Origin of the sequence: Burkholderia sola (assembly GCF_905400185.1) — a bacterium.
In the GTDB taxonomy this organism is placed as follows: Bacteria; Pseudomonadota; Gammaproteobacteria; order Burkholderiales; family Burkholderiaceae; genus Burkholderia; species Burkholderia sola.
The window spans coordinates 1,151,300-1,172,021 of record NZ_FR989675.1 but is presented as its reverse complement, the minus strand read 5'-3'; the positions used below and the strand labels follow the sequence as shown (position 1 = coordinate 1,172,021).

The window sequence follows — 20,722 nt, the reverse complement described above, 5'->3', positions numbered from 1 at the left end:
AAGTAATTCAATGACGGGCGGCCGCGAGATACGCGAGCCAGTGGCGCTCCGCGCGGCGAAACGCCGCGACGAGTGCGAACGATACCGCAAGATAGATCAGCGCGGCGATCCCGAACGACTGGAACGCCATGTAGGTCGCGGAATTGGCGTCGCGCGCGACCTTCAGGATGTCCGGCACGGTCGCGGTGAACGCGACGGTCGTCGCGTGCAGCATCAGGATCACCTCGTTGCTGTACAGCGGCAGCGCGCGGCGCAGCGCCGACGGCAGGATCACGCGGCGGTACATCGTGAACGGCGACATCCCGTAGGCCCGCGCCGCCTCGACCTCGCCGTGCGGGATCGCACGAATCGCGCCGGCGAAGATCTCCGTGGTGTACGCGCAGGTGTTCAGCGCGAACGCGAGGATCGCGCAGTTGAAACCGCTGCGGAAAAACGCGTCGAGCAGCGAGTGCGAGCGCACGAACTCGAGGCTGTACATGCCCGTGTACATCAGCAGCAGCTGCACGTAGAGCGGCGTGCCGCGGAACACGTACGTGTAGAACCGCACGGGCATCGACACCCACTTGTTCCTCGACACGCGCGCGACCGCGAGCGGCACCGCGCACACGAAGCCGAGCGAAATCGACGCGACGAGCAGCCACAGCGTCACCGCGAGGCCGGACAGGCGCTGGCCGTCCCAGAAAAGGAACGCCTTGCCGAATTCCTGGAGGATCTCGATCATAGTTCTGCGTGCCGCACGCCCATGGAATAACGCTTCTCGAGCTGGATCAGCACGAGGTTGGAGACGGTCGTGATCGCGAGATAGATCAGCGCCGCGACGAGGATGAAGAAGAACATGTTGAACGTGCTCTTGCCGGCGTCCTGCGCGGCCTTCACGACGTCCGCGAGACCGATGATCGACACCAGCGCGGTCGCCTTCACGAGCACCTGCCAGTTGTTGCCGATGCCCGGCAGCGCAAAGCGCATCATCTGCGGAAACATGATCCGCACGAACACGCGCGCGCCGCTCATCCCGTAAGCCGAACCGGCTTCGAGCTGGCCGCGCGGCACCGACAGGAACGCGCCGCGAAACGTCTCGGTGAAGTACGCGCCGTAGATGAAGCCGAGCGTCAGCACGCCGGCCACGAACGGATCGATGTCGATCTGGTTCCAGCCGACGAGGTCGGTGAACTGATTCAGCCAGATCTGGATGCTGTAGAACAGCAGCAGCATCAGCACAAGGTCGGGCACCGAGCGGATCAGCGTCGTATAACCGGTCGCGATCGCTCGCAGCACCCGGTTGTGCGACAGCTTCGCCACCGCGCCGATCAGCCCCAGCGCCACCGCAGTGGCGAGCGACAGCACCGACAGCTCGATGGTCTGCACGGTGCCGGCCCAGAGGACGGGACCAAAGCCGTAAAGGAACACGCGCGTCTCCAGAGTTGAATGAATGCCGACGCGTATGCCTGTCCCGCGCCGGGCTGACGCGGATAGTCGCAAGCGAAATTATTTGCCTCAAATCACCGTGCGCGCGATTGCTGCGTCGCAACAATTCGTCCCATCATTTCTGCGCACGGCCTACGCCGCTGTTTCAAAAGGAAAAAACCCGCTTCCTGACAGTCCGATGACGCGCCGGGAAGCGGGCTTTTTGCAATTTTCCGGTCGCTTTTTCGATATAGCGCCGGCTTGGCCGTCAGGCCGAATGGGCAGATCCGGACCGACGCCACACAATTGCTCGCTCATGCCCGCGACGCGCTGCGCGGGCTGGCTGAAGAAGCGCCGCGCGTGAGCGTCACCGCCCTTTCAGGATATCGGAGCGCGATGTCGTATAGACGAGCCCGTCCGGGCCGAAATGGACGTTGAAGAACGCGTCGGTGTTGACGCCGTCCTCGAGCCAGCGCCAGCTCCAGACCGTCTCGGGTTTCAGCGGATACTGCGCGACGTCGCCGGGCTTGCCGAGCAGGCGCCGCACCTCGTCCTCGTCCATCCCCGGGCGCACTTTCGCGAAATTCTCGGCGGTCAGCACCTGTGTCGCGCCCGTGTAGCGCCCGTTCGCGTCGAGATCGACGAACCACGTCTGGTTGCCCATCGGGCCGCGCGGATATTCGAGACGCTTCGAGCCGTCGGTGAACGTGCGCTCGGTCTCGGGTTTGCCCATCGTGCCGCGCACGTCGGCCTCGGTCGATTCGCCGACCTTCAGCCCCTTCAGCAGCAGCGGCGCGGGCTTGATCGCGTTGAAGAAGTCCCTGATACGTTGCACGTCGAGATGGCCTTGGTCGTCGCAACCGGTCAGCGCCAGCGCGGCGGCCAGCATCGTCACGGAAAGCAGCCGGAAACGAAAAATCATCGGAAGAATGGCGCGTGGAGAAACACGCGGCAAGGATACCCGCGCGGCGCCGAAAGCGCGAGACGGGCCGCGCGGCCCGTCGGAGGTTCAATGCGTCGTTTCGGTCCGGGCTTCGGACGCCCGATTCGCCGGCGGCGCCGGGCGCGGCCCACTCGGCGGCGCGCCCGGACGGCCGCGCGTGCGCACCAGCTCGGCAAGCTGCCACGAGCCGAGCGCGAGGCAGCCGAACAGCACTTCGCGGCCACGCTTGACCACCGCGAGCGACAGCGCCGTCTCGCGGTCGACGCCGAACATCTGCGCGAGCAGCACGACGGTCGCCTCCTGCACGCCGAGCCCGCCCGGCACCATGAACGCCGCATGCCGGACGGCCTGCGTCATCGCCTCGATCGCGATCGCGCCGCCGATCGACACCGGATGGCCGAGCAGCGCGAGCGCCCAGTAGATCTCGAGCGCGCCGAGCACGTAGCCGGCCAATTGCCAGAAGAACGCGCTGAACAACAGGCCCGTGCGCGACATCAGCGAATCGATGTCGGCGTCGAGCCGGCGGCCGTCGACGCCCTGCAGCAGCCGGTGCGAATCGCCGAGCAGGCGGCCCGCGAAACGCTCGATCGCATGGAAGATGCCGCCGCGCCGCATCAGCACGACGCCGAGCACCGGCAACGGCAGCGTCAGCAGCAGCGCGAGGCCGATCGTGCCGCCGCCCATGTTGTCGGTCGTCGCGAGCAGCAGCACGAGGCCGAGCGCCGCGAACGCATACTGGACGACGATCGTCACGAGCACCTCGACGATCACCGACGCGGTCACGCGGCTCGCGTCGGGCACCTGCCAGCGCGCGAGCCGGATGCCGACGATCTCGCCGCCGATCCCGACCACGGGCAGCAGCCGGTTCACGGCCTCGCGCACGGTCGCGATCCACCACAGGAACGCCAGCGACGCGCGCCGGTCGAGCAACTGGTGCCACGCGTATGCATCGAGCAGCAGCGGCAGCGCGTGGAACGGCACGAGCCACAGCAGCGCGTAACCGGCGCGCGCGAGCATCTGCGACACGTCGCCGACGCCTTCGTGCAGCCCCAGCGCGAGCAGGATGCCGATGCCGATCGGCCAGCCGAGCCACTTGATCCACTTGCTCATGACGGCTGCGCTCCCGGTGCGCGCGACGCATGCGCGCCGCGCCGGGCCGCGGGCCCGCCGAACACGTCGGCAAAGCCGCCGGTCGCGACGCCCGCCGCCTTCAGCGCGGCCGCGACACGCGGCGACAGCAGCGCATCCAGTTCGTCGACCGGTCGGTAGCCGGCCATCGTCGGCGTGATCGGACCGTCGCCGGCTTCGGCCGGATGGCAGTAGATCTCGCCGACGCCCGGCGGCAGCTTCGCGAGCGCGTCGAGCAGCACGGCCTCGTCCATCGCACCCGTATGCTCGATGCCGACCACGTAGTCGTTGTGCGCGAGCCCGGCCCGGTCGAGCCGCGCGCGCACCAGCGCGATCCACGGCTTGAGCAGCGCGGGCGCGCTCGTTTCGTACGGCAGCCGCACCGCGCGCAGCCCGTAGTCGCGGCCGATCTCGACGATCATCGACAGCACGGTCGGGTGCAGGTGGAAATGCTTGTGCGCGTTCACGTGATCGAGCGGCAGGCCGCTCGCCGCGAACGCGTCGAACTGCGCACGGATCTCGCGGCGCAGTTGCGCGCGCACGTGCGGCAGGAAGAAGAAGCGACAGCCGTCCTTCGCCATCGCGTCGCCGAAGCGCCCGTCAAGGCCGACGAGCGCGGGAATCTCGTGCGCGGGCAGCGTGGCCGGCCCGTCCGCGAGCACCAGATGCAGGCCGACCGCGAGCGACGGCAGCCGCCGTGCGCGCTCGATCGCATCCTGCGCCGCAGGCGCACCGACCATCAGGCTGGCGGCGTTCAGCACGCCGTCGCGATGCGCACGCTCGACCGCCGCGTTGACGCGCGGGTGCAGCCCGAAGTCGTCCGCGGTAAAGATCAGCGCCCGCGCCGCCCGCTGCGTCGTCACGGATCAGGCCTCGTGCGCGCGCAGGAAACGGAAGAACTCGACGCCTTCGCGCAGGCGACGCTTCATCATGTCCCAGCTCGTCAGCATCTCGCGCACGATTTCCCAGATCTTCGACGGGCGGAAGTAGAACTGGCGATAGAACTGCTCGAGATGGTGATAGATCTCGTCGCGCGACAGGTGCGGATAGCCGATCGCCGCGAGCTGCACGCCTTCCTTGCTGACCAGGTTGATGGTCTTGTTCTCTTCCATCCAGCCGTTCTCGACGGCCTGCTTGTACAACGTCGTGCCCGGATACGGCGCGGCGAGCGACACCTGGATCGTGTGCGGGTTGATTTCCTTCGCGTACTCGATCGTCTTCCTGATCGTCTCCTGCGTCTCGCCCGGCAGGCCGAGGATGAAGGTGCCGTGGATCTTGATGCCGAGCTTCTTGCAGTCCGCGCTGAAGCGGCGCGCGAAATCGGTGCGCACGCCCTTCTTGATGTTCACGAGGATCTGGTCGTCGCCCGATTCGAAGCCGACCAGCAGCAGGCGCAGGCCGTTGTCCTTCATGATCTTCAGCGACTTGTACGGCACGTTGGCCTTCGCGTTGCACGACCACGTGATGCCGAGCTTGCCCAGGCCGATGGCGATGGCTTCGGCGCGCGGCAGGTCGTCGGTGAAGGTGTCGTCGTCGAACATCAGTTCCTTCACTTCCGGCATGTTGTCGCGGATCCACTTCGCTTCCGCGAGCACGTTCTCGACCGAGCGCGTGCGGTAGCGATGGCCGCTGACCGTCTGCGGCCACAGGCAGAACGTGCAGCGCGACTTGCAGCCGCGGCCCGTGTAGATCGACACGTACGGATAGTTCAGGTAGCCGATGAAGTAGTTGTCGATCTTCAGGTCACGCTTGTAGACGGGCGCGACGAACGGCAGCTCGTCCATGTTCTCCAGGATCGGACGCGCTTCGTTGTGCTCGATCGAGCCGTCCTTCGCGCGCCAGCTCAAACCCTTGATTTCGGGGAACGGCTTGCCTTCGGCGATTTCCTTGCAGGTGTAGTCGAATTCCTCGCGACAGACGAAGTCGATCGCGTCGCTCGCCGTCAGCGAGTTGTGCGGATCGACCATCACCTTCGCGCCGACCATGCCGACCCGCATCGACGGCTTCATCTTCTTCAGGTCCTGCGCGAACATCGCGTCGGTCGGGAACGACGGCGTGCTCGTGTGGATGATCACGAGGTCGTAGTCGTTCGCGATCTTCAACGTTTCCTCGACCGACAGCCCGTCGGCCGGCGCATCGACGACGCGGCTGCCCGGCACGAGCGCGGCCGGCTGCGCGAGCCAGGTCGGATACCAGAAGGAACGGATTTCGCGCTTCGCCTGATAGCGCGAACCGGCTCCGCCGTCGAAGCCGTCATACGAAGGGGCCTGCAAGAACAGCGTTTTCATGAATGCTCCGGTAGCCTGCATAGTTCGTTTCGTTACAACGATTCAGTCAAAAAACCGCGGGCCGCCCTGCCGGCGCCCGCCTCTCTGTCATGTCGCGCCGCGCGGCTTCGCCGTGCGACGCGTCTCGGCCCGCGGGCCGGGTTCGATCGACGGCGCTAGCGGCCGTCCACTGCTTCCACGGCCGCCGTCGCGCGTTCGCCGCCGACGACCGTCATCCTGGCGCCGCGCCACACGACCTGCGTGCCGAACACGGCCGCGAGCCACTCGAGCGCGAGCAGCGTGTCGCGCACCGCGACGAGCGGCAGGTCGCGCCAGAACGCGCGCCAGCCGTCCTCGCCGCGCGCGTGCAGCACGAGCCGCCCGAATGCGCCGACCGCGGCCGCCCCGCCCGCCAGCGTGCCGGCGAAGGTGCCGTCGAGGCGCAATGCCAGCACCGCGCCGATCGCGAGCCACGGCGCGGTAAACGTGATGAACAGGAACGCGAAGCCGGCCGGGTTCAGCGAACGAATCGTGCGCAGCCAGCGCGTCTCGCGGTGCCACAGCGGCCCGAACGACGGTTCGATCACGTCGGTCGCGACCTCGACCTCGGACAGCACGGTGCGCCGCCCGAGGCGGCGCGGCAGCTCGGCCAGCCAGAAATCGTCGGCCAGCTCGTCCTTCAGCGCGAAGAGACCGCCGATCCGGTCGAGCGTGTCGCGCGTGAGCGCGAGCGTCGCGCCGAAGCCGAAGCGGCTCGAGCGGCCGAGGTGGGTGATCCGCACCGACGGCGCGAACCACGCGTCGACGAACTGCGCGCCGATCCGCGTCCAGAAGCCGCCGACGCTGCGCGCATGATACAGGCACGTGACGACCCCGACCGACGGGTCCGCGAGCGGCGCCGTCACGCGCTCCAGATAGTCGGGCTGCACCGCGATGTCGCTGTCCGCGATCACGATGCGGCCGTATTTCGCGCGCTCGGCGAGATTGATCAGGTTGCTGACCTTCAGGTTCTTGCCGTGCACACGCGCGTCGATCACGACCGTGATGTCGCAATCCGGATGATCGGCGCGCAGCCGCTCGACGACGGCCGCGGCCGGATCGGCCGACGATGCGACGCCGAACAGCACCTCGTAGCGAGGATGGCGCTGCGCGCAGAAGGTCGCGAGGTTTTCATACAGGTGCGGCTCCGCGCCGCACAGCGGCTTCAGCACGCTGACCGGCTCGAAGCCGTCGCGCACCGTCGTGCGCGGCGTGCGCGGCCGCGGCGCGAAGGCCGCGACGAGCGCATAGCCGGCCGCGGCCAGCGTGAACGCGATCAGGAGCCAGTCGAGCAGCGTGGCGGTGGGCGTCATGTGCGATGCCTCCCGGCGACGTGGGCGCCATGGCAAACGCTTGAGCGTGATTGAGCGTGATGCGGTATTCCGACAACGACGAACGCGGGCACGACCCGACTCCTTGTTCCAGCAGCGTCTGTAAGGGGAAGGCGCGACCCGTTGTTCGGGTTCGGCCATGCCCGGCTTCGCGTGGCGTATCCCCGCGCAGCGCCCGGACGGCATGCGGGAAGACTCGAATGGCTCCATCGGCACAAGATGGGCAGGCGGCGGATTTTAGCAGTCTGCGCCCCCGCGCGCGCGGTGCTACGCGAAACGGACTAGTGCAATTCCGGCAAAGCTGAGCGGTCGACGAGCCTGATCGGCCCGGCCACGTTCACATTAGCGTAAGCACTTTGCAGGCGTATTGCAGTCTTTAAAATCAAACGTTTCGTGCAAATTTGTATGTCGATGCGGTTTCACTTCCAATCGCCGTAAAGTTTGGTAATTAATCAGCGATTAGATTGATTTTCGCAACGATCGTCGCAAGCAACCCTGCGCCCCTGTAAGGCGCATGGGTATCCGCGCGCCGCCAGCACGTTCCGGAACCCTTTGGCAAAATCCTTGGCGTCTGTTGCGTCAGCGCATCACCACGCCACCCCGTTTCGAAGGTCTTCCGATGACACCGTTTTCCGTACTCGATCTCGCGCCCATTCCGGCCGGCGCCGACGCCTCGCAGGCGTTCCGCAACACCGTCGATCTCGCGCAGCACGCGGAGCGCTGGGGCTACCGGCGTTACTGGCTGGCCGAGCATCACAACATGCCGGGGATCGCGAGTGCGGCCACCGCCGTCGTGATCGGCCACGTCGCGGGCGCCACGCAGACGATCCGGGTCGGCTCGGGCGGCATCATGCTGCCGAACCATGCGCCGCTCGTGATCGCCGAGCAGTTCGGCACGCTCGCGTCGCTGTATCCGGGGCGCATCGACCTCGGCCTCGGCCGCGCGCCCGGCACTGACCAGACCACGTCGCGCGCGCTGCGCCGCGACCTGATCGGCAGTGCGGACTCGTTCCCGGACGACGTCGCCGAGCTGCAGCGCTACTTCGCGGAGCCGGTCCCCGGCCAGCGCGTGCGCGCGGTGCCTGGCGCAGGGCTCGACGTCCCGGTGTGGCTGCTCGGTTCGAGCCTGTTCAGCGCGCAGCTCGCGGCGATGCTCGGGCTGCCGTTCGCGTTCGCGTCGCACTTCGCGCCCGACTATCTAATGCGGGCGCTCGAGATCTATCGCGCGCAGTACCGGCCGTCGGCCGCGTGGCCGAAGCCGCATGCGATGGTCGGCGTCAACGTGTTCGCGGCCGAGACCGACGACGAGGCGCGGCGCCTGTTCACGTCGCTGCAACAGCAGTTCATCAACCTGCGGCGCGGCACGCCGGGCAAGCTGCCGCCGCCCGTCGACGCGCTCGAGGCGAACGAACTCGAACTCGCGACCGTCGCGCATTCGCTGTCGTTCGCGGCGGTCGGCTCGCGCGACACGGTGCGCGACAAGCTGCGCGACCGTATCGCGCAGACGGGCGCCGACGAGCTGATCATCACCGCGCAGATCTACGATCATGCCGCGCGGCTGCGCTCGTTCGAACTGGCCGCGCAGATCCGCGACGAACTCGCGAACGAGGCAAGCTGACGGCACGACCGCGCGCGGCCGGCCGCCCGCGCCGCATCACTGCGGGCGCACGGCGTCCAGCCCGTCGAGCAGCGCCTTGTGGAACGCGTCCGGGTCCTGGATCTGCGGCGCGTGGCCGAGCGCCGGGAATTCGACGAGCTGCGCGCCGGGAATCGCGGCCTGCGTGCGCTTCGCGAGTTCCGGATAGCGGCCGAGCTTCGCGTGCACGTCGGGCGGCGCGACGTCCTTGCCGATCGCGGTCGTGTCCTTGTCGCCGATCATCAGCAGCGTCGGCACGCGAATCGCGCCGAATTCGTAGACCACCGGCTGCGTGAGGATCATGTCGTAGATCAGCGCGGAGTTCCACGCGACCGCGTCGCGGCCGGCGCCGCGATACATGCCGGCGAGCATCTGCACCCAGCGCTCGTACGACGGCGCCCACTTGCCCGCGTAGTAGGTCGCCTGCTCGTAGCGGCGGATGCCGTCGGCGTTGGTCTTCAGCTCGCGCGCATACCAGTAGTCGACCGACAGCGGCGGCACGCCGAGCGCCTTCCAGTCCTCGAGGCCGATCGGGTTCACGAGCACGAGCTGGTCGGTCGCCTTCGGATACATCAGCGCGTAGCGGATCGCGAGCATCCCGCCCGTCGAGTGGCCGACGATCGTCGCCGATTTCACACCGACCGATTCGAGCAGCGCGTGCGTGTTGCGTGCGAGTTGCTGGAAGCTGTACTGGTAGCGCTCGGGCTTCGACGACTTGCAGAAGCCGATCTGGTCGGGCGCGATCACGCGATAGCCGGCGCGGCTCAGCACGCCGATCGTGTCCTCCCAGGTCGCCGCGCAGAAGTTCTTGCCGTGCAGCAGCACGACGGTGCGGCCGTTCGGATGCGCGGGCTGCACGTCGAGGTACGCCATCTCGAGGGTTTCGCGCTGCGACACGAACGCGTATTCGTGCACGGGCGCCGGATACGCGAACCCTTCCAGACGCGGGCCGTACGCGGGCCCGTCGTTGGCGGCGGGCGTCGCGGCGACGCTCGCAACGGGCATCGCGCACGCGGCGGCGGCGCTCGCGCCGAGCACGGCGGCGCGCGCGGCGGACAGGATCTTGCAAATCGAAAGCATGGCGGTCACGGTGATGGGGGGACGCGCGCGGGCTGCCGGGTTGCCGCGGGCTGTCTCGGGCTGTCTCGGGCTGTCTCGGGCTGTCTCGGGCTGTCTCGAGCTGTCTCGCGCCCCGCGATTCTACGCGGTCGCGTGACGACGGCGCGCAACACTCCAACGCCGCGCGACTTCCGCGCGTACGACGAACTCGGGTATCGTGTGACGTGACCCTGAAACGCGTGCAGGCGAATTCCCATGAAAAACGTCCTCAGCATTCAGTCGCACGTCATCTACGGCCATGCCGGCAACAGCGCGGCCGTGTTCCCGATGCAGCGCCTCGGCGTCAACGTCTGGCCGCTCAACACCGTCCAGTTGTCGAATCACATGCAGTACGGCCACTGGGCCGGCAGCGCGATCGACGCCGCGAAGATGGAACAGCTCGTCGACGGCATCGCCGCCATCGGCGCGCTCAAGCGTTGCGACGCGGTGCTGTCCGGCTTCCTCGGCTCGCCGCCGCAGGCACGCGCGGCGGTCGAGATCGTACGCTCGGTGAAGGCGATGAATCCGAACGCGTGGTACTTCTGCGATCCGGCGATGGGCCAGACGGGCGGCGTCCGGCCCGAGCCCGGCGTCGAGGAATTCATCGTGCAGGAGGTGCCCGCGCTCGCGGACGGCATGTCGCCGAACCATACCGAACTGCAGAAGCTCGCCGGGCGACGCATCGAGACCGTCGCGGAAGCCGTCGACGCGTGCCGCGCGCTGATCCGCCGCGGCCCGAAGATCATCCTCGTCAAGCACCTGCACGACCGCAACAGCCCGGCCGACCGCTTCAACATGCTCGCCGTCACCGAAACCGAAGCGTGGATCGGCCAGCGGCCGCTGTATGCGTTTCCGCGCCATCCGGTCGGTGTCGGCGACCTGACCAGCGCGATCTTCGTCGCGTGCCGGCTGCGCGGCGACTCGGTGCGCGCCGCGTTCGAACACACGCTCGCGGCCGTGCACGCGGTCGTGAAGGCCACCTACGACGCACGCCGCTACGAGCTCGAGCTCGTCGCCGCGCAGGATGAAATCGCACGGCCGAGCGAATGGTTCGGCGCGTGGGTGACCGACGCCTGACGCGTGCGCATCGCCCTGCTCGCCGCGGCTGCCTGCTGCCGCACCTCGGCCGTCCTGCGGCTCCCTCGCTGTTCCCGCTGTCCGCGTGCCGCGCAGCACCCGCCTCGCCCGTTGCCGCTGCCCCGCAGTCCGTGCGGCGGCGCACCGCCGGCTGCAACCCGGTCCACGCGTGCAAACGTTTCCGGACTTCACATGAATGACACCGATTCCTCGCTATGCTCGCGGCGGCACGCATCGGCGCAGCCGCATCCTGCGACCCGGTGTGCGCCCTTTCCGCAGGTCCCGCCAATCGGCTCCCTCTTTACCCCACGATAACGACCATGACCCGATCGAACCGTCGTGACTTCCTGCGCGTCGCCGCCGGCACTGCCGGCGCCGCCGCGCTGAACCTGCTTCCGCCCGTGATCCGCGATGCGCTCGCGATTCCCGCGAACCGCCGTACCGGCACGATCCGCGATATCGAACACATCGTGATCCTGATGCAGGAGAACCGCTCGTTCGACCATTACTTCGGCACGATGCGCGGTGTCCGCGGCTTCGGTGACCCGCGCCCGCTGCGCCTCGCGAACGGCAAGCCGGTGTTTCACCAGCCGGTCGGCCCGGCCGAACTGCTGCCGTTCCACCCGGGCGCCGACAAGCTCGGCCTGCAGTTCCTGCAGGACCTGCCGCACGGCTGGCAGGACATGCACGCTGCCTGGAACAAGGGCCGCTACGACCAGTGGGTGCCGAACAAGGGCACGACGACGATGGCGTACCTGAAGCGCGACGACATCCCGTTCCACTACCAGCTCGCCGACGCGTTCACGATCTGCGACGCGTACCACTGCGCGTTCCCGGGCTCGACCGACCCGAACCGCTATTACATGTGGACCGGCTACGTCGGCAACGACGGCACGGGCGGCGGCCCGGTGCTCGGCAACGATGAAAAGGGCTACGGCTGGACGACCTATCCGGAAGTGCTCGAACAGGCCGGCGTGTCGTGGAAGATCTACCAGGACGTCGGCACGGGGCTCGACGCGAAGGGTTCGTGGGGCTGGACGTCCAACCCGTACATCGGCAACTACGGCGACAACGCGCTGCTCTACTTCAACCAGTACCGCACCGCGCTGCCGGGCACGCCGCTGTACGACAAGGCGCGCACCGGCACCAACATCAGCGCCGGCGGCACGCTGTTCGACGTGCTGCAGCAGGACGTGAAGAACGGCACGCTGCCGCAGGTATCGTGGATCTGCGCGCCGGAAGCATATTCCGAGCACCCGAACTGGCCGGCCAACTACGGCGCGTGGTACATCGAGCAGGTGCTGAAGGCGCTCGTGTCGAATCCGGACGTGTGGAGCAAGACCGCGCTCTTCATCACGTATGACGAAAACGACGGCTTCTTCGATCACGTGCCGCCGCCGTTCGCGCCGCAGTCGCGCGACAACGGGTTGTCGACGGTCGCGACGACCAACGAGGTCTATGCCGGCGACGCGTCGCACATGGCCGGTCCGTACGGGCTCGGGCCGCGCGTGCCGATGCTGGTCGTGTCGCCGTGGACCAAGGGCGGCTGGGTCTGCTCGCAGACCTTCGATCACACGTCGCTGCTGCAATTCATCGAGGCGCGATTCGGCGCGCAGTATCCGGTCACGGCCGCCAACGTGTCGCCGTGGCGCCGCGCGGTGTGCGGCGACCTGACGTCGGCGTTCGAGTTCGCGACCGCGGACGCCGCGTGGCCGACGCTGCCCGACACGAGCGGCTACGCGCCGCCCGACCGCGTGCGCCATCCCGACTACATCCCGGTGCCGCCGGTGCTGCAGAAGCTGCCGAAACAGGAAGCCGGGCTGCGTCCGGCGCGCGCGCTGCCGTACGAGCTGTTCGTGCACGGCCGCGTCGAAGCCGCGAACGGGCAGTTCCGGCTGACCTTCGCGAACACGGGCCGCGCAGGCGCCGCGTTCCAGGTCCAGTCGCGCAACCGCGTCGACGGCCCGTGGGCGTACACGGTCGAAGCCGGCAAACGCATCGCCGATACGTGGAGCGCCGCCGCGTCGCTCGGCCTGTACGACCTCGACGTGTACGGCCCGAACGGCTTCTACTGCCATTTCCGCGGCCCGTTCGCGACCGGCGTCGGCAGCGCGAGCGTGAACCCCGAAGTGATCTACGGCTACGACGTCGCGAACGGCAACATCACGCTGCGCCTGATGAACCGCGGCCACAAGGCCGTGCGGCTGAAGGTCACGAACGCGTACGGCCACGGTCACGCGCGCACGTTCGACCTCGCGCCGGGCGCGCACGTCGACGATTACTGGGACCTGCGCGGCAGCCACGGCTGGTATGACCTGACCGTCAGCGACGGCCGCCAGCTCGGCTTCCTGCGCCGCTTCGCGGGCCACGTCGAAACGGGCCGCCCGAGCACCAGCGACCCGCTGATCCGCACGACCGCGTCGCACGACGACGCCGAAGCCGCATCGGACGCCCTGTCCGACTGACGTCGACCCACGCGCGGCGCGGCCCCGGCGGGCTGCGCCGCGTCTTTGCCCCGCAGCACTCCCCCCCTCTGAGCCCGTTCCGTTCGCGACGGGAAACTCCCGATACCGGCCGCCCGCGCTCGCGCGGAAGCTATGCGCAAATCCGCATCGAATGCGCGACAAATTTCCAAGACCCGCGCATATCGGCGACCTATATATCGAAGCAATCGGGGCTCTTCACGGAGCCTGACGGGAGATGTTTCCGAGGATCACGCTGCCGACCTCCCCGCCCGATTCCGAGAAGCGGTCGAACCGCCCGCCCGTCGCACGCGCCCGGCCCGCCCGGACGCGCGCGGTACCCACTCGCCGGTGTCGAACAAGAGGAACAACATGAAATTCCGTCATTCCCTGCTGTCGGTGTCCATTGCCTCCGCGCTTGCCCTCCTCTCGCAACAGGCTGCTCACGCTGCCGACGCAACCGACGTGAAGGTCGGCTTCGCCGCGCCGCTCACGGGCGTGAACGCCGGCTACGGCAAGGATCTGCAGAACGGCGTGCAGCTCGCGCTCGACGATGCGTTCGCGCAGAAGGTGCAGATCGCCGGCAAGCCCGCCCGCTTCAATCTCGTCGTGCAGGACGACCAGGCCGACCCGCGCATCGGCGTGCAGGCCGCGCAGGCGCTGGTCGACCAGAACGTGTCGGTCGTGGTCGGCCACTTCAACTCGGGGACGACGATTCCGGCGTCGGTGGTCTACGACAAGGCCGGCATTCCGGTGATCGACCCGGCCGCGACCAACCCGACGCTCACGTCGCGCGGGCTCGCGAACATGTTCATGGTGATCGCGACCGACGGCCAGAACGCCGGCAACGCGGGCAAGTACGCGGTCGACGTGACGAAGGCGAAGCGCATCGCGATCATCGACGACCGCACCGCGTTCGGCCAGGGCGAGGCCGACGAATTCGAGAAGGCCGTGAAGGCTGCCGGCGGCACGATCATCGGACGCGAGTTCACCAACAACCAGGCCGTCGATTTCCGCGCGCAGATCACGAGCCTCAAGGGCAAGAACCCGGACCTGATCTTCTTCGGCGGCCTCGATTCGCTCGCCGCGAACTTCATCAAGCAGATGCGTCAGCTCGGGCTGAACGCGCAGTTCGTCGGCGGCGGCGGCGTGAAGGACAACGAGTTCATCAAGATCGCGGGCCCGGCCGCCGAAGGCGCGATGGCATGGGAATACGGCCGGCCGCTCGACGAGCTGCCGCAGGGCAAGGATTTCGAGGCGCGCTTCAAGAAGCGCTTCGGCGTCGACGTGCTGTCGTACGCGCAGTTCGGCTATGACGCGGCGTGGGCGGCGATCAAGGCGATGCAGGCGGCCGGTTCGACCGACCCGAAGGCCTATCGCCCGGCGCTCAAGAAAGTCGACTTCGAAGGCGTGACCGGCCGCATCTCGTTCGCGAACGACGGCTCGCTGAAGAGCGGGATGTCGACGCTGTACCAGGTGAAGAACGGCGCGTGGAAGACGATCGTGACGAAGGGAGGCTGATCGGCGAGGCGGGCGGCCGGCGGCGGGCACGCCGCCCGGCCGTGAAGATCGGCGGAATCACCCCGATCTCATATGACGACTGATGTTAAAGCGATTTCACCCGCGCGCAGCCGCGCGGGCTCCGCAACCCGGCGGTCAGCCGGCTTCGGCCTCCGCCGCCTCGTGCGCGCGGCGCAGCCGCTCGCGGCTGTTCGTGAGATGCGTGCGCATCGCGGCGCGGGCCGCTTCCGGGTCGTGGCGCGCGATTGCCTCGTAGATGTCCTCGTGCTCGTGATTCAGCCGGCCGACGTAGCGCTCGAGGTCGTCGCCGGCAAAGCGCGCCGAATTCACGCGCGTGCGCGGGATGATCGACGTGCCGAGCTGCGTCATGATGTCGACGAAATAGCGGTTGCCGGTGGATTGCGCGATCTGCAGGTGGAACTGGAAGTCGAGCTGCGCGGTGTCGCGGCCGCCGCCCGCGCCCGTCGCGATCGCGTCGAGCGCGCGCCGCAGCGCGGCGAGGTCGGCATCGTTCGCGCGCTGCGCGGCGAGGCTCGCGCACTCGCTTTCGAGGCTGATGCGCAGCTCCAGCACCGCGAGCACGTCGCGCAGCGTCGTGATCGTCGCGGGATCGATGCCGAGCGTCTGGCGGCGCGACGGCTCGAGCACGAAGCTGCCGATGCCGTGGCGCGTCTCGACGAGGCCGCTCGCCTGCATCCGCGAGATCGCCTCGCGCACGACCGTCCGGCTCACGCCCTGCGCCGCCATGACTTCGGTTTCGGTCGGCAGCTTGTCGCCGGGACGCAGTGTGCCGTTTTCGATCTGCGCGGTCAGCGCGTCGACGACATCTTGTGCGAGGCTGCGTGCGCGACGGCGCGGCGCTGCGGGAAGCGTAGGCACGGACATGTGGCCGGTTCCTTTTTGAATGATCGTAATGTGAGCCGAGGGTTTACGCGGGGTTTGAGCGAAAGCCGATGATTCATTATACTGCGTCACAAGTCATCCGACGACTGATGATCGGCGCACAGTCTCCTGTCGACTCAGGTCGGCTGTTCAGTCCCGCCTGGTCCCGTGCGTAACGATCGATCGACCCGTGTTCGCGCGCTGCGCTCCATGGGCCCGGTTGTCGCTTCCACCCCGTGTTCGGGTTGCGTCGACATGCGGGGCTTGCGCGCCGCGCACGTCGGTTGTCGAATGATCGCACCTCACGCCGCGCGCGGCAAAGCTTTTGCCGCACGGCATCGCCTACTTTTTCGCCATCGCCGCCCATGAACGCCGTCACTGCCTCGCCTTCCCACGACACGCCGCGCATCGTCGACCTGCAAGCGATTCCGGTCGCCGGCCACGACAGCATGCTGCTCAACCTGAGCGGCGCGCACGGCCCGTTCTTCACCCGCAACCTCGTGATCCTGAAGGACAGCGCGGGCCGCACGGGCGTCGGCGAAGTGCCGGGCGGCGAGAGCATCCGCCGCACGCTCGACGACGCGCGCGCGCTCGTCGTCGGCCAGCCGGTCGGCAACTATCACGCGGTGCTCAACGACGTGCGCCGCACCTTCGCCGACCGCGACGCGAGCGGCCGCGGGCTGCAGACCTTCGACCTGCGCACGACGATCCACGCGGTCACCGCGCTCGAAGCCGCGCTGCTCGACCTGCTCGGCCAGCATCTCGGCGTGCCGGTCGCCGCGCTGCTCGGCGAAGGCCAGCAGCGCGAGCGGGTCGAAATGCTCGGCTACCTGTTCTACGTCGGCGATCGCACGAAGACGGCGCTCCCCTATCGCGACGGCCGCGGCGCGACCGACGACTGGACCCGCGTGCGCGACGACGCCGCGCTGACGCCCGAAGCCGTCGTGCGGCTCGCCGAAGCCGCGCATGCGCGCTACGGCTTCAACGACTTCAAGCTGAAGGGTGGCGTGTTCGACGGGGCGAGCGAGATCGAAGCCGTGACGGCGCTCGCCGAGCGCTTCCCCGACGCGCGCGTGACGCTCGATCCGAACGGCGCATGGTCCCTCGACGAGGCCGTGCGACTGTGCCGCGATCAGCATCACGTGCTCGCGTATGCGGAAGATCCGTGCGGCGCGGAGAACGGTTACTCGGGCCGCGAGGTGATGGCCGAATTCCGCCGCGCGACGGGGCTGCCGACGGCCACCAACATGATCGCGACCGACTGGCGGCAGATGGGCCATGCGGTGCAGTTGCACGCCGTCGACATCCCGCTCGCCGATCCGCATTTCTGGACGATGCAGGGCTCGGTGCGGGTCGCGCAGATGTGCCGCGACTGGGGCCTCACGTGGGGTTCGCATTCGAACAACCACTTCGACGTGTCGCTCGCGATGTTCACGCACGTCGCGGCCGCGGCGCCGGGCCAGGTCACCGCGATCGATACGCACTGGATCTGGCAGGACGGCGAACGGCTGACGCGCGAGCCGCTGAAGATCGAGAACGGGCTGGTGGAAGTGCCGAAGCGGCCGGGGCTCGGTATCGACATCGACATGGATGCGGTCGCGCTCGCGCACGAGCTGTACAAGCAGCACGGCCTCGGCGCCCGCGACGACGCGGCGGCGATGCAGTATCTGATCCCGGGCTGGACGTTCAACAACAAGCGCCCGTGCCTCGTGCGTTGAGGGGGCGACGAACCGGGCGGCAGGTCCGCCCGGTCGGACGGAATGATGCGGTTCGCCGGTGGATTGGCGATCGCCGGCCGGGAAAGGCCGGCGAAGCAAAAGCGGGATTCGCGCGCGCGGCTAGCCTGTCGCCCGCTGATGGATCCCCTGGCCTGCCGCCCCCTAACCGGGCGTCCCTAACCGGGCGTCCCTAGCCGCCTGCGCCAATCCCCCGCGCCATCCCCGACGCGGCGAACACGATGACGATCACCAGCACCGCCTGCCAGTGACCGACCCGCACATAGGTGCGCGCACGGCCGATATCGGGCATCTGCTGCCGCCGCGCGGCGACACGCCAGCGGATCAGCCCCAGCATCGGCACGACCTCGAGCAGCAGGATCAGCACGAGCGCGGTCATCTTCAGGTGAAAGAGCGGTTCGTGCAGGTAGTACGCGGTGCCTTTCTCGAAACCGCCGAACGCGCGTGCGACGCCCGTCGCGATCAGCACGAGCGCCGACACGCCCCAGACCGCATCGGCCTTGAACACGCCGGGCAAATCGACCGCCTGCGCGGATGCGATGAGCCGGCGCAACGCGCGGTTACGCGCCGCGATCGCGGCAAACGCGACGCCGAACGCACTCAGGTGAATGGCAGCCAGCAACCAACGGACGATCATCGCGCCTCCTTGTCGCCCGCGCCCGGTGCGCGAGCCTGTCAGACGATTTGCTTGAGCGCCGCGTCGAGCGCGAGCACCGCGACGCGGTCCCCTTCGGTCGCGAGCGGCGTGCGCATCACGACCTGCCGGTTGTGGCCGACAGCCGCCGGCGAATCCCACAGCAGTTCCACCTTCGGCCGATTGAACAGGCTGCCGCGACGCGGCGGCACGACCGCCTGCTGCGCGCCCTGCTCGCCCGCGGCGGGCGCGGCAGGTGCGACCCGGCCGGGCCAGCGCACCGACAGTTCGCGCGCGTCGTACTGGCCGACCTTGCGGCTTTCCATCCAGACGATCGCGGTGCGCGTCAGCACGTCGAGCGAGATCGCATACCGGCCGACCGCGAAGCGGCGCGCGGCCACGTTGGTCCGCCACAGCGGCCGCGGCCGGCAGATCCAGACGATCGCCGCGTACAGCGCCGGCGCGGCGACGAGCCAGCCGTTGGTCGCCGTCACCGCATGCAGCGCGCGGCGCCAGCCGGCCGCCCACGTGAACGCGCCGATCGACCACGCGGCAAACAGGAAACCGATCAGCGCGAACACGCGCAGCGCCTGGCGCAGCCACTGCGGCAGCGGATGGAACGGCCGCTCGGCCCGCGCGGCGGCGCCCGGCAGCGCGAGCAGCAGGAAGATCAGGATGAGGTAGAGGAATGCCCACGGCGACGACACCATCGCCGACAGCGACGAGCGATAGCCCATCTGGGACATCGAGAACAGCCAGCGCGCGAGCAGCACGAGACCGATCGCGCGCAACGCGAAGATCACGCCGGCGCCGGGGGCCGGCGCTGCGCGCGTGGTTTTCGTTCTCGCCAAGACTGCTCTCCTCTGGATAGTCGTACCGGGCCGGATTTCACGGCACGGCCATTATAGGGACATTACCGTCTGGACAGACGGCAGGATGGTGTGCCGGGCCGCTTCGGAGGCCGTTCGCAGCGTCGGGCGCGGCGAGAATACAACAGATCCGCGCCGCAGATGTGACAACGCCCCGCCGGAAAACCCGGACGGGGCGTCGTGGCGGCCGCGCGGCGGCGGCCCGCAATCAGCTTGCGTTGACTTCGCGGAGCACCGTGCGGCGCTTCTGGCGCAGCAGTTCCTCGTAGCCCTTCACGTAGTTCTGCGCCATCACCTTCGACGAGAAACGGGCTTCGAACGCGGCGCGAACCTTCTCGCGCGGCAGCGTATCGAGACGCTTGAGCGCGGCGACGGCCGACAATTCGTCTTCGACGACGAAGCCCGACACGCCGTTGTCGATCACTTCCGGCACCGAGCCGCGCTTGAACGCGATCACCGGCGTGCCGCAGGCCATCGCCTCGATCATCACCAGGCCGAAGGGCTCCGGCCAGTCGATCGGGAACAGCAGCGCATGCGCGTTGCCGAGGAATTCGGTCTTCTCCGACTCGCTGATTTCGCCGATGTACTCGACGTGCGGCAGCGCGAACAGCGGCTTGATCTTCTCTTCGTAGTACGCGCGGTCGGCCTTGTCGAGCTTCGCGGCAATCTTGATCGGCAGGCCGGCCTGCTCGGCGATGCGGATCGCCGTGTCGACGCGCTTCTCCGGCGAGATGCGGCCGAGGAACGCGAGGTAGCTCGGCTTCACGTTCGGGATCGGCGTCAGCAGGTTTTCCGGCAGGCCGTGGTAGACGGTCGACAGCCAGTTCGCCTGCGGCAGCGGGATGCGCTGGTTGTCGGAGATCGACACGACCGGCACGTCGCTGAACGCGTTGAAGATCGGCTGCAGTTCCGGCAGGTCGAGACGGCCGTGCATCGTCGTCAGATGCGGGACCGGCTGGCGCGAGAACAGCGAGAACGGGTAGTAGTCGATATGGCAATGCAGGACGTCGAACTCTTCCGCGCGACGGCGCACCTGCTCGAGGAGCAGCATGTGCGGGGCCATCACGTCGCGGATCGTCGGGTCGAGGCGCAGCGCCTGCGGCCAGCACGCTTCGAGCTTCGCGGAGGTTTGCGAATCGCCGCTCGCGAAGAGCGTGACGTCATGCCCCATCTCGACGAGTGCTTCGGTGAGATAGGACACCACTCGCTCGGTACCGCCGTACAGTTTCGGGGGCACCGCTTCATGCAACGGAGCGATTTGGGCGATTCGCATGCGTAACTCCTAAAAAATCGGCAAAAAACCAGGTATGGGTCGGCAACCTGCCGGTGGTCCGGGCTGGAAACATGTCGTCCGAACCTCGGACGAATCAGCCTGCCGGGGGCGTCGAACCCGCGCTGCTCAAGGAGCGTCGGCGACGCGACAGGCATAGAACGTTTGAAACGAAGACCCGTTGACAGGGGTTCGTAAAAAAACCTGGAATCGAACCCGGAGCCGATTATCTAGGGTTATTCCCGATACGGCGCACGACATTTCAAACACTTTACTTTGTTACAAAGGCGCAACACTTTGCAACCCGCGGACTCGGGCGTCCGTTCTAGAGTGGAAGGCCGTTTTGGCGATCCTTGTTAACCCGCAGCTGCCGGCAGCGTGATTCCGGCACGCAGGACGGGATGCCGGATTTTATCTCAAAATCG

General features: G+C 67.9%; 17 protein-coding genes. 5 read left to right on the top strand and 12 right to left on the bottom strand.

Annotated elements, in window-relative coordinates:
- Positions 1-7: 7 nt before the first annotated feature.
- From KR541_RS05520 to hpnI, 7 genes are all read right to left on the bottom strand, one after another.
- Positions 8-721: an ABC transporter permease gene (locus KR541_RS05520; RefSeq protein WP_006476443.1), complete on the bottom strand. Its 714-nt coding sequence runs from the start codon at positions 719-721 to the stop codon at positions 8-10.
- Complete coding sequence (locus KR541_RS05515; protein WP_011544981.1) at positions 718-1,407, bottom strand: ABC transporter permease; 690 nt, start codon at positions 1,405-1,407, stop codon at positions 718-720. The genes KR541_RS05520 and KR541_RS05515 overlap by 4 nt, the downstream gene beginning before the upstream one ends.
- A gap of 364 nt (positions 1,408-1,771) precedes the next feature.
- Positions 1,772-2,326, bottom strand: coding sequence for a hypothetical protein (locus tag KR541_RS05510; RefSeq protein ID WP_050011421.1), 555 nt, complete (start codon positions 2,324-2,326; stop codon positions 1,772-1,774).
- A gap of 87 nt (positions 2,327-2,413) precedes the next feature.
- The gene (locus KR541_RS05505) at positions 2,414-3,457 is read right to left on the bottom strand and encodes a lysylphosphatidylglycerol synthase domain-containing protein (protein WP_216089399.1); all 1,044 of its coding nucleotides are present in this window, start codon (positions 3,455-3,457) and stop codon (positions 2,414-2,416) included.
- Positions 3,454-4,338 carry a hopanoid biosynthesis-associated protein HpnK gene (gene hpnK / locus KR541_RS05500; RefSeq protein ID WP_050011423.1) on the bottom strand — a complete coding sequence of 295 codons (885 nt, stop codon included), beginning with the start codon at positions 4,336-4,338 and terminating at the stop codon, positions 3,454-3,456. The genes KR541_RS05505 and hpnK overlap by 4 nt, the downstream gene beginning before the upstream one ends.
- A gap of 3 nt (positions 4,339-4,341) precedes the next feature.
- Positions 4,342-5,784, bottom strand: a complete 1,443-nt coding sequence (gene hpnJ, locus KR541_RS05495; RefSeq protein ID WP_373452483.1) for a hopanoid biosynthesis associated radical SAM protein HpnJ — start codon at positions 5,782-5,784, stop codon at positions 4,342-4,344.
- Positions 5,785-5,918: 134 nt separating this feature from the next.
- Positions 5,919-7,094 carry a bacteriohopanetetrol glucosamine biosynthesis glycosyltransferase HpnI gene (gene hpnI, locus KR541_RS05490; RefSeq protein ID WP_050011425.1) on the bottom strand — a complete coding sequence of 392 codons (1,176 nt, stop codon included), beginning with the start codon at positions 7,092-7,094 and terminating at the stop codon, positions 5,919-5,921.
- Positions 7,095-7,731: 637 nt separating this feature from the next.
- On the opposite strand from hpnI, the gene KR541_RS05485 reads away from it, so the two are divergent.
- Complete coding sequence (locus KR541_RS05485; RefSeq protein ID WP_050011426.1) at positions 7,732-8,730, top strand: LLM class flavin-dependent oxidoreductase; 999 nt, start codon at positions 7,732-7,734, stop codon at positions 8,728-8,730.
- Positions 8,731-8,766: 36 nt separating this feature from the next.
- Here the strand turns inward: KR541_RS05485 and KR541_RS05480 are convergent, their stop codons facing one another.
- A complete protein-coding gene (locus tag KR541_RS05480; RefSeq protein ID WP_124629910.1) occupies positions 8,767-9,828 on the bottom strand; it encodes an alpha/beta fold hydrolase in 1,062 nt (353 codons plus the stop codon).
- A 234-nt stretch (positions 9,829-10,062) separates the two neighbouring features.
- Between KR541_RS05480 and pdxY the strand changes: the two genes are divergently transcribed.
- The 3 genes from pdxY (at position 10,063) to KR541_RS05465 (ending at position 14,906) form a co-directional block, all read left to right on the top strand.
- Positions 10,063-10,923 carry a pyridoxal kinase PdxY gene (gene pdxY, locus KR541_RS05475; RefSeq protein WP_050011428.1) on the top strand — a complete coding sequence of 287 codons (861 nt, stop codon included), beginning with the start codon at positions 10,063-10,065 and terminating at the stop codon, positions 10,921-10,923.
- A gap of 320 nt (positions 10,924-11,243) precedes the next feature.
- A complete protein-coding gene (locus KR541_RS05470) occupies positions 11,244-13,388 on the top strand; it encodes a phosphocholine-specific phospholipase C (protein ID WP_216089398.1) in 2,145 nt (714 codons plus the stop codon).
- Positions 13,389-13,757: 369 nt separating this feature from the next.
- Positions 13,758-14,906, top strand: coding sequence for a branched-chain amino acid ABC transporter substrate-binding protein (locus KR541_RS05465; protein WP_050011430.1), 1,149 nt, complete (start codon positions 13,758-13,760; stop codon positions 14,904-14,906).
- Positions 14,907-15,041: 135 nt separating this feature from the next.
- On the opposite strand, the gene KR541_RS05460 is transcribed toward KR541_RS05465, so the two are convergent.
- Positions 15,042-15,791, bottom strand: a complete 750-nt coding sequence (locus KR541_RS05460) for a FadR/GntR family transcriptional regulator (protein WP_011544971.1) — start codon at positions 15,789-15,791, stop codon at positions 15,042-15,044.
- Between the two features lie 362 nt (positions 15,792-16,153).
- Here KR541_RS05460 and gudD point away from each other — a divergent pair, with 362 nt between their 5' ends.
- Complete coding sequence (gene gudD / locus KR541_RS05455; RefSeq protein ID WP_050011431.1) at positions 16,154-17,506, top strand: glucarate dehydratase; 1,353 nt, start codon at positions 16,154-16,156, stop codon at positions 17,504-17,506.
- A 190-nt stretch (positions 17,507-17,696) separates the two neighbouring features.
- On the opposite strand, the gene KR541_RS05450 is transcribed toward gudD, so the two are convergent.
- The 3 genes from KR541_RS05450 to KR541_RS05440 form a co-directional block, all read right to left on the bottom strand.
- Positions 17,697-18,161 (bottom strand): DUF2214 family protein, encoded by a 465-nt coding sequence (locus KR541_RS05450; RefSeq protein ID WP_050011432.1) that lies wholly within the window; start codon positions 18,159-18,161, stop codon positions 17,697-17,699.
- A gap of 38 nt (positions 18,162-18,199) precedes the next feature.
- Positions 18,200-19,009 (bottom strand): hypothetical protein, encoded by an 810-nt coding sequence (locus KR541_RS05445; RefSeq protein ID WP_089488280.1) that lies wholly within the window; start codon positions 19,007-19,009, stop codon positions 18,200-18,202.
- 226 nt (positions 19,010-19,235) lie between these two features.
- Entirely contained in the window at positions 19,236-20,300 is a 1,065-nt protein-coding gene (locus KR541_RS05440) for a glycosyltransferase family 4 protein (RefSeq protein ID WP_006476459.1), read from the bottom strand.
- Positions 20,301-20,722: the final 422 nt, after the last annotated feature.

What these genes read in the sequence shown, in the direction of transcription:
- KR541_RS05520 (WP_006476443.1), bottom strand. Translation starts at nt 721, where the DNA reads ATGATCGAGATCCTCCAGGAATTCGGCAAGGCGTTCCTTTTCTGGGAC.
- KR541_RS05510 (WP_050011421.1), bottom strand. Translation starts at nt 2,326, where the DNA reads ATGATTTTTCGTTTCCGGCTGCTTTCCGTGACGATGCTGGCCGCCGCG.
- KR541_RS05505 (WP_216089399.1), bottom strand. Translation starts at nt 3,457, where the DNA reads ATGAGCAAGTGGATCAAGTGGCTCGGCTGGCCGATCGGCATCGGCATC.
- hpnJ (WP_373452483.1), bottom strand. Translation starts at nt 5,784, where the DNA reads ATGCAGGCTACCGGAGCATTCATGAAAACGCTGTTCTTGCAGGCCCCT.
- hpnI (WP_050011425.1), bottom strand. Translation starts at nt 7,094, where the DNA reads ATGACGCCCACCGCCACGCTGCTCGACTGGCTCCTGATCGCGTTCACG.
- KR541_RS05485 (WP_050011426.1), top strand. Translation starts at nt 7,732, where the DNA reads ATGACACCGTTTTCCGTACTCGATCTCGCGCCCATTCCGGCCGGCGCC.
- KR541_RS05480 (WP_124629910.1), bottom strand. Translation starts at nt 9,828, where the DNA reads ATGCTTTCGATTTGCAAGATCCTGTCCGCCGCGCGCGCCGCCGTGCTC.
- pdxY (WP_050011428.1), top strand. Translation starts at nt 10,063, where the DNA reads ATGAAAAACGTCCTCAGCATTCAGTCGCACGTCATCTACGGCCATGCC.
- KR541_RS05470 (WP_216089398.1), top strand. Translation starts at nt 11,244, where the DNA reads ATGACCCGATCGAACCGTCGTGACTTCCTGCGCGTCGCCGCCGGCACT.
- KR541_RS05465 (WP_050011430.1), top strand. Translation starts at nt 13,758, where the DNA reads ATGAAATTCCGTCATTCCCTGCTGTCGGTGTCCATTGCCTCCGCGCTT.
- KR541_RS05460 (WP_011544971.1), bottom strand. Translation starts at nt 15,791, where the DNA reads ATGTCCGTGCCTACGCTTCCCGCAGCGCCGCGCCGTCGCGCACGCAGC.
- gudD (WP_050011431.1), top strand. Translation starts at nt 16,154, where the DNA reads ATGAACGCCGTCACTGCCTCGCCTTCCCACGACACGCCGCGCATCGTC.
- KR541_RS05450 (WP_050011432.1), bottom strand. Translation starts at nt 18,161, where the DNA reads ATGATCGTCCGTTGGTTGCTGGCTGCCATTCACCTGAGTGCGTTCGGC.
- KR541_RS05440 (WP_006476459.1), bottom strand. Translation starts at nt 20,300, where the DNA reads ATGCGAATCGCCCAAATCGCTCCGTTGCATGAAGCGGTGCCCCCGAAA.